The organism is Clostridioides sp. GD02367 (assembly GCF_045900275.1).
Classification (GTDB): Bacteria; Bacillota; Clostridia; order Peptostreptococcales; family Peptostreptococcaceae; genus Clostridioides; species Clostridioides difficile_A.
This window is the reverse complement of sequence record NZ_JBJODK010000003.1, coordinates 129126-143287: the sequence shown is the minus strand read 5'-3', so window position 1 is coordinate 143287 and position 14162 is coordinate 129126. Positions and strand designations below refer to the sequence as shown.

Sequence of the window (14162 nt, the reverse complement as noted above, 5' to 3'; positions counted from 1 at the left end):
TATTATCTTTTTGGCAACTGGCTGACATGACCTTTATTATATAAAGATTTTAGTCCCTATAGCTTTGCGTCATTAGATTTATCTAATATTGCCTATATCTGAATAATAACATAATTTAAACAATTTAAAAATAATATTACATCAAATTTTATATTAATTAAATATAAATTAAATTTTTAATTAATAATAACCAAAAAATATCTTTATATTTATTAATTTAATTATTCTTCTTCATAATTCATCTGAAAAATAGTAATTTGTATATGATATTACTACTTTTAACAAATCTTTTTCAATAAATATTAATATATAAAAATAATCGATAATTTTTTACATCCTTAATTAATATAAAAAATTAATGATTAATAAAAACCTAAAGATAATTTGTATTAATTATTCTCTTTTAAAAATTTTTACTACTCTATCTATGCTAAATCCTCTCTATACACTTTATCATAAGATGTATATATTTTACTTTTTAAATGACTTGACAAACTAATGATATTATAATATTATCATTATAGACCGACGGTCAGTTTAAATCTTATATTTATACCACTACTATAAAAAAATTCTAAAATTTTTAATACAAAATTTTTAAGAAATGAGGATTATTTATGCTAAAAAGAATATTATTAAAGGATTTAACACGAAATAAAGTAGTAACAATTACTCTATTTATTTTTATTTTACTTGCATCAATGCTAGTATCTAGTTCAATAAATATCATTGTAGAGCTAACTGATTCAATGACTTCCTTGTTTCAAAAATCTCATACACCACATTATGTCCAAATGTATTCTGGGAAATTACAACAAAAAGAAATTGATAAGTTCTCAGCTAAAACTCCATATATAAAAAAACAGCAAACTTCCGAACTTCTAAATGTAAATGGAGCTAATATTTTTCTAGGAAATAAAGTAGAAAATCAAGCTAATAGTGTACTAGAAAATAGTTTTACAAAACAAAACGATAAATTTGATTTTTTATTAGATATGGACAATCAAATAATGCAAATAAAAGATGGAGAAATAGGTGTTCCTGTATATTATATGAAACAATCCAATTTGAAAATTGGAGATACTATAAAAATTATTAATGGTAATTTCTTTATGGAATTTACAATAAAAGATTTTATACGTGACTCACAAATGAACCCTTCACTTGTTACTTCAAAGCGTTTTTTAATCAGTGATAATGATTGGAACACGTTAAAATCTAATATAGGAGAAAGCGAATATTTAATTGAATTTATATTAGATGATATAAATAAAATTAGTGAGTTTGAAACGTTATACCAATCAACTAAGCTCCCTCAAACAGGTACATCAGTGACTTATTCTATTTACAAATTACTAAATTCTTTGTCTGATGGGATTGTAATTACTATTATCATCTTAATTAGTATTCTTCTTATTACAATTTCTATTTTATGTTTACGATTTACTTTAATTACAACGATTGAAGAAGATTATCGAGAAATTGGTGTTATGAAGGCCATTGGTATTAAAAATGGTAACATCCAAAACTTATATTTAATAAAATACTTGTTAATTGCATCTTTTGCAAGTTTTCTTGGTTACATACTCTCATTATTTATAGGCCCTCTTTTTACAAAAAATATTTACATTTATATGGGAGCCATAGACAAAACCATTTTTAGTATTCTCGTTCCATTTATAGGTTCAGTTCTTGTATTTTTAAGTGTTGTATTCTTTTGTAAAGTTATACTTAAAAAATTCGAAAAAATATCAGTAATTAATGCATTAAGAGGTAACCGTTCTACTAACTCTGTAAAATATGGATTCAGTTTTCAAATACACAAAAATAAAATAACAAATACTAACATACTTTTAGGATTAAACGAAGTGTTTAAAAAAATTACAGTCTATGGATTGCTTTGTTTTGTATATACGATTTGTATTTTTATTATGACTGTACCAACTAATTTTTTAAATACTATTAAATCACCTGAATTTATCACTTATATGGGTGCTGGCAAGAGTGATATTCGTATTGATTTGCCTCAAACAAAACAAACTAAGCATCTTTTTAATTCTATACTAGAAAAAATTAATGTTGACAATGATGTTAAAAAGTATGAATCCTTTACAACAAGTTCATATAAAATAAGAAATAAAGATGGCAAGATAGAAAATATTAAAATAGAAAATGGAAACTTTAAAACTTTCCCACTGACATATGTAAAAGGTTCTGCACCAATGAAAGAAAATGAAATTGCATTGTCTGTCATAAATGCAAATGAACTAGAAAAAAGCATTGGAGATAATTTATCAATTTTCTTAAAAGATAAAGAGTTGATTTTAACTGTTAGTGGAATATATCAAGACATTACCTATGGTGGTAAGACTGCAAAAGCTATGCTACCATCTAGTGAAGATAATATACTATGGCATATTGTAAATTTGAATTTAAAGCCTGGTGTCAATGTAGCAGATAAATTAAAGCAGTACAGCATAAATTATTACCCTGCTAAGATTACTGATATGAATAATTATACAAGTCAAACATTAGGTTCTGTTATCAGCCAATTAAGACTTGTTATAAAATTAGCTGTTGTTATGTCTATTGCAATTTCTTCACTAATTACTGCGATGTTCTTTAAAATGCTCATTGCTAAGGATACGCCACAAACAGCAATTATGTTTAGCTTAGGATTTTCTACTAAAGATATACGCATTCAATACATTACTAGAGCTTTATTGATACTTATAATTGGAACTGTTTTAGGAGTCATTATAGCAAATACACTTGGACAAAAAATATCTGGATTACTACTTTCTGGTATCTCAAATCTCCAGTTTGTAATAAATCCATTAATTGTATATGTGCTTTATCCATCAGTTTTAATTCTCACAGTATTAACTACAATTATAGTAATTAGTAGAGCAATTAATAAAATAAAAATTATGTCTATTATAGAATAAGGGGTATGTTATGAATAATATTATAGAAGCTAAAAAAATTATTAAAGAGTATACTATTGGTAAAGGAAATGTACAACAAGTTTTGAAAGGAATAGATTTGTCAATTCAACATGGTGAATTTATATCTATTATGGGTTCTTCTGGCTCTGGTAAATCAACACTACTACATAACATAAGTGGAATGGATAAATTAACTTCTGGTACAGTCAAATTTTCGGGTGAAATGATTTCTAATCTGTCAGAAGAAGCATTATCAAAACTTCGATTAAAAAATATGGGATTTATATTTCAACAAAGTAATTTACTTAAAAATTTAAATATATTTGATAACATAATTATTTCTGCTTACTTAAGTAAAGAAAAAAATCGTCAAATAATCAATGAACAAGCAACAAAACTTATGGAAAAAATGAACATTCTAGAAATAAAAGATAAAGATATTACTCAAGTCTCTGGAGGTCAACTTCAAAGAGCTTCTATATGTCGTGCTTTAATTAATGATCCGAAAATTTTATTTGGAGATGAGCCCACAGGTGCACTTAACTCCAAGTTAACAAATGAAGTAATGGATATTCTTATAGATATTAATCAATTAGGTACAGCTATTATGCTCGTAACTCATGATGTAAAAGTAGCACTAAAAACAGAACGAGTACTATTTATGTCTGATGGTATGATTGTTGGGGAAATTAAATTAGGTAAATTTAATAATCATGATTCAAAATACCGAGAAAATAAACTGATGAGTTGGCTATCAGAGTTAGGTTTTTAATTTTACTAAACTATTCACTTTATGTACTTTAAAGCTAATGACTTATTCAATGTTTGATGCTAAAATATAATTAATAAAATTTAATTATAGGTGATTGCATTATGAATATTACTAAAGGCATAACTTTACTCTTAACATTATCAATTGTAATATCAGTAGTAGGATGTTCCCCAAAAGAAAGTGCTAGTGAAGTAGCAAAACAATATATTGATAGAGTTAACTCTGGTGACTATGAAACAGCATATAGTTTATTAAGTAAGGATAGTAAGAAAAAAATTAGTATAGAAAATTTTGAAGAATTTCAAGATATTTTAGTTAATACAAAGAGAGTAATTAATTATAAAGTAGGTAAAGAAAAAACTATAAAAAAATATAATTATGATGGAAAAAAGTATAAAAATGTAGTTAAATTAGAAGAATCTTTTGAGATAAAAAATATACTTTATAAAAGAAATGATTCTTTAAAAGTTTATCGATATTTTGTAATTGAAAACAATAAATACAAACTATTATTACACGAAAGTTTTAAAAAAGACTTTGCTATCAATAGTATGTATCTCGCTCAACTTAAACTTGATGATTACAAATTAGAAACTATTAAAGAAGTTGAAACCCTACTAAAAAAATCAATTTCTCTTAATCCTACTAATTCAGACCTATATTATGCACAAGCATGTAATTATATGCGTTTTGATGGATTTCCTGGCTCTTCAGATGCGATAAATAATGCTTTTGATTCAATCAATAACTCTTTAAAGTACTTAGATAAAATAGATTCTGATTACAAAAAAAAGATGAGCGACATATACAATCTAAAAGGAGTTATACTTATGGCTAATAAAAGATTTGATGAGGCAAGACAGTGTTTAAATAAGTCATTATACTTTAATAAAGATAATGAAGATCCAAAATCCAATCTAAATTCATTAGAGAGTCAGATAAACTAACTATTTAGTTTTTTATCTATAAAAAACATTTAATATATATTATTCAATGGTAAATAACAATATTTCTGAAACTAATTACAATTTTAAACTATAAAAGACTTATTGTTATAAATTAATACTTGTAATAATAAGTTTTTTATTTAAATTGAAAAACATAACTATTAAGATCTCGTTGTAAAAATTCAAATTAAAAACCTTAATAATTTTTCAATTATATTATTAATAAGATATTAACTAAATTCACACATCTAAACCTAAACACTGTTTATTAAGTGCCCTACACTATGTATATAAAAGCATCTAAATACATTATCTCTATAATAAATTAAACATTAGAATACTCTAAAATAATAAAAAAAAAGGTATAAAGAGCTACCCTCAAGCTCAATATACCTTATAAATGTCTAAACTTCATTTTTTACTAATTTTTCTATATCTTTGATAATATGTTCTTTAGATTTTTTTCCAGCTATAGCATCAAAAATTGCAACAGCCTTTTTCTCTCCAAATTTTTCTGCTACATCATTAAAATCTAGAAATCTAACACTTTCTTTTTGTTTACCAAACATATAACACCTCTCATACACTTTTATATACTTATTATAACTTCTATATATTTATTTTTCACCAATAAACGTTAGACAAATTAGTTCCTTTATTTTTTCAGTCTGATTCTATTTTCAAAATTCCTAACAAAAACAGTTTATTCTACTCTATAAATAAAAATAGACAATTTAATTTGTAGTAAATTTGATAATAAAATACAATGAACAAAATTTTATTTATTGTACTTTCAAAAACTTTTTATTAAAACTTATATGAGTTATAAAAAATATATTACTATATGAAACATAAATATGTAAATATAATTATCCCAATATTCAATTTATTTAAAACAATAAAAAGTATAGTATATTGAATAGCAACACTATACAATTCTCAATATAATCTGTAATAAAAAATACTCTAAATTTTTAATTTTTTGTATACAATTATAAAAAATCAATAAAAATATATAATTATAAGAATAAAATTTAGCACAATTTTAAACAACTAAATGCTACTAATATAAATAAATTATTGATACTAAAATTATACATTAAACTCTTCTAGAACCTTTATTGCGAATCTTGCGTTTGGATACGTAATAGACCCACCACCAATTACACCTATTTTTATTGCTTCTATAATTTCATCATTACTCGCGCCAGAATTAATACAACCCTCAATATGATAACAAATACATTCATCACATCTACTTAAAATAGAAATAGCTAATCCCATTAATTCTTTATTTTTTTTGCTTATAGCTCCTTCTGAATAAGCCTTATCATCAAGACTTCCAAATACTCTGAAAAATTCATCTGTATCACTTAATTTTTATTGTAAAACTTTCTATATTCCTTCATTTCTTTAGTATTCATGTTCTACCTCCTATATTTATAAATAATTTTTTATAATAGTAGCACACTATACTTATGCTTTCAACATTAAATGCAAATTTTTAAATCATATTCAATAGATTAATTAATATAAGTTCTTAAAATTTTCAATATACCATATTAATTTCATTAAATAATATTTTTTCAGAGCTAAAACAAACATCTTAGTACATTTTAAATTATATATTTTAGCTCTGAAAAGTATTGCATTCATTTAAATATTATGATGATTATTGATTGTATTAGTTATTTTTCATTGAAACTCTGTATATCAAATAAGAATATATAAATGGTAGTATTACAATTACAAAAATTACAAACATATTATAAAAAGGTATGTTAATAAAAGCATTAATAATTAACAATATCCCACCAATAATCCAAATCCATCCAGCTAAACGATGTGTCTTATTCCAATTGTCTTCATCATTAAGAGTCCATGGTGAAATTATTCCCATAGAATAATTTTTCTTACATTTAGGAAGATAATTTCCAAATAAAATAACTACTATCCCCAAAATCAATCCTGTATAAAAATTAAACTCCAAACTAATTCCTGTTGAATACAAAACCATCATTATTTGTAAGATGACTGCAAGTATAGCGACTCCCCATTTTGATAAATTTTGCATGACATTTGAAAAATTAGCCTTTTTAGGTTCATTTTCAAGTCTAAACCATGTATACAAATGAACACATAGCATTAGTAATGGTACCCCAAAAGCTGCTATAAATTTTGGAGCATAATTATCTGGATTTCCATAAGTATCAAAATGAATTGCAACTTCATTTGGTAGTCTATTGTAAAAATATATTGATACAATAAATGGTATAAAACATATTAATGTAGATAAAATAAATTGTTTATTTATCGCTTTTTTCATTATCTTTTTCTCCCTTCTCCATAAATTGTGAAAACCAAAGCATAACCTCTTCAAAAACCGAAATGTTTATTTCATAGAAAATAAAATTTTTATACTTTGTCTCAAATATGAGTCCTGCCTTTTTTAATTGAGATAGATGATAAGAAATTGTGGCATTTGTCATATTAAATTTTTCACTAATTTCTCCTGCTGACATTTTATTCCCCCTTAACATAAGTAATATTTCTCTTCTTACAGGGTCTGAAAGAGCTTTAAACGTTTCTGGAAAACCCAACACCATCACCTCTCTATTTAGAATTTCATCTAATTAGAATATAGCATAGGTATTATTATATTTCAATATCTATTTAGAATTTTTTCTAAATACTTATTTTAAATTATCAAATAAAGTTTTTATTTTCTTTTAATAAGTTGATTTTACTTACATTTTATTTCTATTCAAATATCTTAACTTCAAAAAATAAAAGAGCCTAGAAGTTAACTCTAGACCCTTATATTTTATATATTGCCTATATTTAAAATATAATGCATACAATTATGTAACATATTCATATTTTGCTTTGTATTCTCTCATTGCATCATTCCAAGCTTCTTGTACTGTTACACCTTTTTTATTAGCGATTTTTTGTGCCAATTCGATTATCTTCATAGCTCTTCTTGATATATTCATAAACAACTCCTCCTACAAATTATTATATATATCATATAAATAAAATTAAAATTATATTTTTTTGATATATAATCTTTCTATATATAATATTACAATTTATATGTGTATTACATATGAACTATATTAGAAAATAATTAGAACTTTTAAAAGTCATTTGATATATTTTAATATAAGAAAATCACAACTACTTATAAAATTTAAAAGTTAATCAATTAAAATAACGTTTGATACACTAATTTTGTGACCATAAACAATGCCATTACTAAAAATATTGGTTTTATCATCTTTGAACCTTTTTTTATAGCAACTTTAGCACCCACATAAGCACCTATTATCATTACTAATGCAAACACTATAGCAATTTTGTAGTATACTTGACCATTTATCACAAACAATAATAATGATGTTATGTTACTTGTTAAGTTTAATATTTTTGTATTTGCAGAAGCATGTAAAAAATCATATCCATATATTTTTATAAATCCAAAAGTTAAAAAAGTACCTGTACCAGGTCCAAAAAAACCATCATAAAACCCCATTATAAGAGCCATAATCATACCTAATCTTAGATTTTTCTTATTAATACCTTCAAAATTATCTTCTTGACCTAAGTTTTTAGAAATAAAAGTGTAAATAGCCACTATTAAAATCATTATTACAACTAAAACATTTAATATATCTTCACTTATTGATAGTACACATCTTACACCTAAAATACTACCAATAATAGTAAATGGTACTAATTTCTTTAAAAGTTCATTATTAGTTTTACCAGATTTTGAGTATCTATAAGCACTACTTATACAGCCTGCTGATGCAGCAAATTTATTTGTACCAATAGCAAGATGCACTGGCACTCCAATCGCCATAAGAACAGGCATACTTATGAGTCCGCCCCCTCCTGCTATAGAGTCTACAAAAGCAGCTAAAAAACCTCCTATGCATAAAAAAATAATTACAAGCATAAAACTCCTCCACATATTCTATCTCAATTTTATTAACAACATATATCTTACTTATGTTGTAATATTATTCTATTTTATTTGTTTATTGTTGTTATTTTTTACAAGTCTTGGTATCTCAATGTTTTATTAAGGTCAGTTTTGTTGTTTATGTTTTATTGTGCTTAATTCAAATTTATTCTATTCTTTATTTTCGGTGGCAAGATGGTGGCAAGTTGGATTTTGTCACCATTTATTTTTAAGAAATATAGTTCATTAATATAAATATAGAAAGGAGGTGAAAAGATAGATAAAACAAACTCGCCAAAATTAAAACTGCTCTCTATATCTTACCTATTTTAATAAATTTAATTGATAAACTAATTAAGTTATTAAAAGATTTATAGTTTTATAAGCTAGGAAGAATTTAATCTTCTTCCTAGTAATTTCTTCCTAGATATTATAACACATTTTCTATAAAATATAAGTGATAAAGTTTACAAAATCTGTATTGTCATAGTTGCTATAACTATAGTAATAGACATAATACTTTTATTTTTGCATTTTAATACTAGCAATATAATAGGATTAATAATAAGCATTTTATTGTTAATATTTGTTACATTACAATATAAAAAAAGAGGGAAATAGTTTGGAGCAAAAAGAATCTGAAATAGTTTATAGTAAAGGTGGCTCAGGTACTTATTCTGCCAAAATTTCTTTACCTTTAAGCCAACTTGAAAAAATGAGATTTACAAGGGAAAAACGTAAGGCAATAGTTATTTTTGATGAGGAATAATTTTAAAATAAGTAGGTGTAATGTAAGCATCTACTTATTTTTATTATATTTTGTATTTCATATTAATAGATTTTATAAATTTATTGAAAAATATGGATAAAAGTGTTGCATATTACGCCCCGTAATGTTATAATATATTTATAGATAAGGAGGTGACAAAATTAAAAACTAAGAAAGGAGGACAAAGAGAGTGGGGAGATTAGAAAGAAGAAAAAATAAAAAAGAGAACAAATTTAATATACTTAAAAAAGTTCTCTCTTTTATATTATTAATACTAAATATAGCTCTTACAGTTTTAAGACTAATTAAAGAACTATAAGAGTTAAGCCTAGAAGGAAATGCACTTCCTTCTAGGTGGTTTCTTTCTAATATTATAACATACTTTCTAAAATACCATGAATAGAAAATTTTACAAAATATGTATTGCTGTTGTTTTGATAACTATAGTATTTGATGTAATACTCTTAATAAAAAGTTTTGATATCTGGAATATCATTGGCTTATTAATAAGTATCTCACTATTAGTTTTCTTTACAAAAGAATTAAAAAAGGATGGAAATTAAATGGAGCAAAGAGAATTAAATATAAGTTTTCATAAGAGTGGAAATGGATACACTACCACTAGATTATCTTTACCTATCAATTGGGTTAAAGAATTGGGTATATCTCAAGATGAAAGAAAAGTTATAGTTACACTAGAAGATGGTAAAATAACTATTGAAAAAGCTGAGAATGATTAAAAAAAGGAGGTGGTAACTATTTTAGTTGCTACCTCCTAATCAGTTTATTTGTTTATAAAATCTAATGCTTTATAAAGGGTGTCAAATCTATCATTACCCTTTATCATAGTATATTTTTCTGTCGTTATGGAACTTATCTTATTACATGCTCCTCCTCCTACAACATATAGATTCTCGGTTTTGGAGGGTTTATAATCTTTTATATCACAAACTAAGCATTCTTCTTTTTTATATCCCCAACCAATTACAGTCGCAGCTATCTTATCAACTTCGCCATCGTAAACTATTGTATATTTATACATGATTTTATCCTCATTATTTATATTTTTATTTAATATGCCTTCTGCAATTAATCTCGCTACTGTATTTTTGTATTTAATATAATAATCTGTATCAGCCTTACTATCTACAAAACAAGTTTCAATTAATATTGCTGGTGCTTTTGTGTGACTAAGCCAGTAAAGACCTCTTACATCTGTTTTTGCACCCCTATTTTTAAATACAGTTGATAATTTTGAATTAACTCTCTCAGCATATGTTTTACCATTATTAGTTTTATATATTGTTTCTGTACCCATTGGATTTAAGGTTGTACTATTTGCATTAAAATGAATTTGTACTGCTAAATCTACATCTTGTCTGTTGGCTATTTGACATTGTTCTGCTAAGTAATTATTGGATTTATCTATCTTACCTGTATATACAGTTGCTCCACCCTGTTTTAACCATTTTACTATTAAGTCAGTTAGTATTCTATTTTCTTTTCCTTCATCTATATAACCTACTGCTCCAGTTCCTTTTCCTGTTAGAGTATGCCCTGGTACTATTGCTACTTTCATCATTTATCACCTTCTTTCTGTAGCATTACCTTTATATCTGTTACATCTTCCTTTATTTCCTCCACATCAGTTTTCATTGCTCCCATTTCAACAAGTATATTTTTATTGATTTCCTGTTGTTGTGTAGATAGTTCGATAAAGTTTTCTACTGTCTTTTTATACATGTCTCTATCTTCTTTTTTCTCTTGCATAGTATTTTTGAATAATAAAGCACATAAGATTCCTATTGCTCCTAAACTACTTAATTCTGTTAATAATTTTTCCATGATGACCTCCTACTAAAATTGATATAAAAAAAGAACCTGTGTATTTTAGATAATAGGTTCTTTTGGTACTTCTTCTTTATTTATCATGTTTGTTAATTCTGTATATTCATTCTCTTTAATTCTATTTAATGCATAGAATACATCTAACTTGTTTTGCAACTCTTCTTTAGTTTCATAATTTTTTTGTTCAATCATTCTTTTTAAAATATTATACATATTCTTACCTCCAAATTTTTATAACTTTATAGCATATTATTTGTGTTAAGTTCTAACATAGCTATTCTATAAGCATTATCTATTAAAAGATTGTCTTGCTCTTTCTGATTTTCTATTAAAATTGTACTTTCATCAAGTGGTTGTTCTGGTTTGACTGGATTGTTTTGTAATTCTAACCACTCATTATAAGACTGTTCACCTGTTTTAATAATTTCTCCTTTGCTTATTAAAGGTGTCCACAATTGTCCACTATCTGTAATAAAAAAATTATCAATTCCTATATTGTCAATTTCTTCTTTTGAGAAATTATGCTCTTTTATTATTTTAAATTTCATTTTATCCATACTTTAAACCTCCAAATTTACAACAACACTAATTAAAATTCCTTTATTCGTAATATCATGACCTGGAGTTAACATTAGTATAGTATTATTTACACAAGCTATCCCTACAGTGTCAACTTGTTCACAAGAAGAATTCATAACTGGACAAGAATAGTTTTGTCTTGATATACCTAAAGGTAATTTAATTATTGCTTCTTCTAAAACAGTAGATGATGTATTTTTTGTCACAATCATGTTTACAAATAAGTACTTTCCTATATTTGTAATAGTAGCTGATTGCCATACTTTATCCCATCCATTTATAAATTTAAAATCAATATTATTTTCAGTTTTAATTATCGATGTAATTTCTTTTAAATTTTCTCTAATAACTTCTATATGACTACCTAAATTTTGTGTACTTTCAAAACTAATATTTGGAGTTATAGCCCCAGCATTACAAATAAATCTAGTTTGATTATCATATTGTTCTAAATTTAATGATGTCAATTCAATTTCTCTTGGTGTTTCTAATTCATAAATTATTTTTAAAGGGTTTTTCTTTAATTTTTCTTTAAAATTAGCAATACTAAAAGGAGATATCAAAGTATCTACTATATCTATTACACCTATTCCATTTTCTGTTGATATAGATAATGCTGATTCAGTTTGAACATTATATATATAGTCCACATAAGATTGCTTGTACAAGTTAGTTACAAACTTAGACATATCTAATCTTAATACAGATATATCTAAATTTAATCTAAACTCATACATTCCATGAACTTCTATCCAATTTTCATTACCATTAAAAACTATTTCTTCACATCTTTGTATTAGTTTATATGAACCATTTTTGTAGACTATTTCATCTCTTATTCCATTTGGTAAGCTTCTTAATGTGTATGGAATTACCTTTTTATCATATTTATTTCCTTTAGTTATAATTGTTTTATTACCATCATCATGCAAATCTTTTATTATAGTAACTTTTAGATATTTTGCATTTTTAGGACTTCTAGCAACATAAAAAATATCTTTATCTCCTATTATTCTTTCATTTAATGGTGTTGGTATAAAACTCTTATTTATATCATACCAACAAATATTTCTACTACAATTATAAAAAGTATACTCTGTATTTGGTTCTATTTCTATATAGTCTAGCGTATATTTATGATTCCTAGCTTCAGAAATAAGTTCCTCTCCATTAAGATATTGTAAAATATAATTATCTTTAAAATCGGAATTCTTATTAAAAATATTAATTCCACTATATTGATAACTTAAAAGTTCTATTTTATCTCTTTGCCCAACACTTAATAGTTCATTAGAGTAATCTATATTAATATCTGTATAATCTCCTTCTAATATGGTAATTTTCAAACTTACTTCATAACCAGATGCAAGTGTATCATTATCTAAAACACTCCTTAAAGCCACATTACAATCACTTAAGTCTGATATTGTTGTGAATGTATATCTGAATTTACCAATCACTCCTCCTAATATAGCTATATTTGTCAGATTAGGAATAAATACTGAATTTTCTTCTCCCAAACTATGAATATATATCCCACTTGTACTAGGTAAAGTATTTTTATCAACATCAACTATTATTGTATATATAGTATCTGGTTTATATAAAATACAGTTGGTTGTAAAAAAATTAGAATATCTTATATCATTTTCTGTTAGTATGTTTATTTTTCCATCTAAAAAAGTTGCTTTCCATAAAGAAAAATCTGAACTAGTTTTTCCCCATAAATCAATTAGTGTCTTTCCTTGTATATTAAGATTAGTTAAATACCCTTTCTTACTGTTTTCTATAGTGTATTCTCCTGTATCTGTTCTACATTTTATATTGTCAACTTCCTTGAGATTTTCTATATCATCAATTTTATTTTCTAAGGATTTTAATAAAGCTTCTATCTTTATAGAAGAATAAGTGGTTGTTTTGGTACTTCTATTATCATCAATAGTTGCTGAAACCATATTTATGGCTGAGTTTCCATTTACAACTATACATTCAAGTTCATTGTTTGATTCATTAAAAACTTTTATCCTATTATCATCTAAAATTTGATATGAACAAAATATATTGTTATTGGTAGTCTTATCTATTAAACTTACAAGTACTTTTCTAGTTACAAGATTATGTTCAACTATAGCTGTATATGTACTTTCTTCTAATATCCAATTATTTGTTGATATATCTTTAGATATAGCTACATTAGCGCCACCTTGAATTAATTTATCTAAATCTTCCTTGCTAGCTTTCTTACTAAGTTCTAGGTTAATATTATCCTGCTCATTATTTAGTTTATTAATATTTTTTACTACATCTTCATTTAACAATTAATCACCTTCTT

General features: G+C 25.0%; 17 protein-coding genes and 1 riboswitch. Of the genes, 6 read left to right on the top strand and 11 right to left on the bottom strand.

Going from position 1 to position 14162, the window contains the following annotated elements:
• Positions 1–9: 9 nt before the first annotated feature.
• Positions 10–103, bottom strand: a riboswitch (cyclic di-GMP riboswitch).
• 514 nt (positions 104–617) lie between these two features.
• The 3 genes from Q3223_RS04810 to Q3223_RS04800 all read left to right on the top strand — a co-directional run bounded on the left by Q3223_RS04810 (position 618) and on the right by Q3223_RS04800 (position 4667).
• Entirely contained in the window at positions 618–2948 is a 2331-nt protein-coding gene (locus Q3223_RS04810) for an FtsX-like permease family protein (RefSeq protein ID WP_407811703.1), read from the top strand.
• Between the two features lie 10 nt (positions 2949–2958).
• A complete protein-coding gene (locus Q3223_RS04805) occupies positions 2959–3720 on the top strand; it encodes an ABC transporter ATP-binding protein (RefSeq protein ID WP_167641025.1) in 762 nt (253 codons plus the stop codon).
• A 101-nt stretch (positions 3721–3821) separates the two neighbouring features.
• Positions 3822–4667, top strand: coding sequence for a DUF3887 domain-containing protein (locus tag Q3223_RS04800; protein WP_223195912.1), 846 nt, complete (start codon positions 3822–3824; stop codon positions 4665–4667).
• Between the two features lie 404 nt (positions 4668–5071).
• Here the strand turns inward: Q3223_RS04800 and Q3223_RS04795 are convergent, their stop codons facing one another.
• The 6 genes from Q3223_RS04795 to Q3223_RS04770 form a co-directional block, all read right to left on the bottom strand.
• Positions 5072–5236: a hypothetical protein gene (locus tag Q3223_RS04795; RefSeq protein WP_054270419.1), complete on the bottom strand. Its 165-nt coding sequence runs from the start codon at positions 5234–5236 to the stop codon at positions 5072–5074.
• Between the two features lie 523 nt (positions 5237–5759).
• The gene (locus Q3223_RS04790; RefSeq protein WP_243193722.1) at positions 5760–5975 is read right to left on the bottom strand and encodes a carboxymuconolactone decarboxylase family protein; all 216 of its coding nucleotides are present in this window, start codon (positions 5973–5975) and stop codon (positions 5760–5762) included.
• 376 nt (positions 5976–6351) lie between these two features.
• Complete coding sequence (locus Q3223_RS04785) at positions 6352–6993, bottom strand: SdpI family protein (protein WP_407811702.1); 642 nt, start codon at positions 6991–6993, stop codon at positions 6352–6354.
• Entirely contained in the window at positions 6974–7267 is a 294-nt protein-coding gene (locus tag Q3223_RS04780; RefSeq protein ID WP_021384784.1) for an autorepressor SdpR family transcription factor, read from the bottom strand. Before Q3223_RS04780 ends, Q3223_RS04785 begins: the two co-directional genes overlap by 20 nt.
• 261 nt (positions 7268–7528) lie before the next feature.
• Positions 7529–7663 (bottom strand): hypothetical protein, encoded by a 135-nt coding sequence (locus Q3223_RS04775; RefSeq protein WP_407811701.1) that lies wholly within the window; start codon positions 7661–7663, stop codon positions 7529–7531.
• A gap of 212 nt (positions 7664–7875) precedes the next feature.
• Entirely contained in the window at positions 7876–8628 is a 753-nt protein-coding gene (locus Q3223_RS04770; RefSeq protein WP_284181951.1) for a TSUP family transporter, read from the bottom strand.
• A gap of 628 nt (positions 8629–9256) precedes the next feature.
• On the opposite strand from Q3223_RS04770, the gene Q3223_RS04765 reads away from it, so the two are divergent.
• The 3 genes from Q3223_RS04765 (at position 9257) to Q3223_RS04755 (ending at position 10143) form a co-directional block, all read left to right on the top strand.
• Positions 9257–9403, top strand: a complete 147-nt coding sequence (locus tag Q3223_RS04765) for a hypothetical protein (RefSeq protein ID WP_243193344.1) — start codon at positions 9257–9259, stop codon at positions 9401–9403.
• A 190-nt stretch (positions 9404–9593) separates the two neighbouring features.
• Complete coding sequence (locus tag Q3223_RS04760; protein WP_255615882.1) at positions 9594–9722, top strand: hypothetical protein; 129 nt, start codon at positions 9594–9596, stop codon at positions 9720–9722.
• Positions 9723–9966: 244 nt separating this feature from the next.
• Positions 9967–10143: an AbrB/MazE/SpoVT family DNA-binding domain-containing protein gene (locus Q3223_RS04755; RefSeq protein ID WP_054276791.1), complete on the top strand. Its 177-nt coding sequence runs from the start codon at positions 9967–9969 to the stop codon at positions 10141–10143.
• A 44-nt stretch (positions 10144–10187) separates the two neighbouring features.
• On the opposite strand, the gene Q3223_RS04750 is transcribed toward Q3223_RS04755, so the two are convergent.
• From Q3223_RS04750 to Q3223_RS04730, 5 genes are read right to left on the bottom strand one after another with little or no spacing between them, the layout of a single operon-like run.
• Entirely contained in the window at positions 10188–10982 is a 795-nt protein-coding gene (locus Q3223_RS04750) for an N-acetylmuramoyl-L-alanine amidase (protein WP_054276798.1), read from the bottom strand.
• Complete coding sequence (locus tag Q3223_RS04745) at positions 10982–11248, bottom strand: hypothetical protein (protein WP_021426475.1); 267 nt, start codon at positions 11246–11248, stop codon at positions 10982–10984. The genes Q3223_RS04750 and Q3223_RS04745 overlap by 1 nt, the downstream gene beginning before the upstream one ends.
• A 45-nt stretch (positions 11249–11293) precedes the next feature.
• Positions 11294–11464: a hypothetical protein gene (locus Q3223_RS04740; RefSeq protein WP_227434936.1), complete on the bottom strand. Its 171-nt coding sequence runs from the start codon at positions 11462–11464 to the stop codon at positions 11294–11296.
• 26 nt (positions 11465–11490) lie between these two features.
• A complete protein-coding gene (locus tag Q3223_RS04735; protein ID WP_407811700.1) occupies positions 11491–11808 on the bottom strand; it encodes a hypothetical protein in 318 nt (105 codons plus the stop codon).
• Between the two features lie 3 nt (positions 11809–11811).
• Positions 11812–14148: a hypothetical protein gene (locus Q3223_RS04730; protein ID WP_407811699.1), complete on the bottom strand. Its 2337-nt coding sequence runs from the start codon at positions 14146–14148 to the stop codon at positions 11812–11814.
• Between the last annotated feature and the right edge of the window lie 14 nt (positions 14149–14162).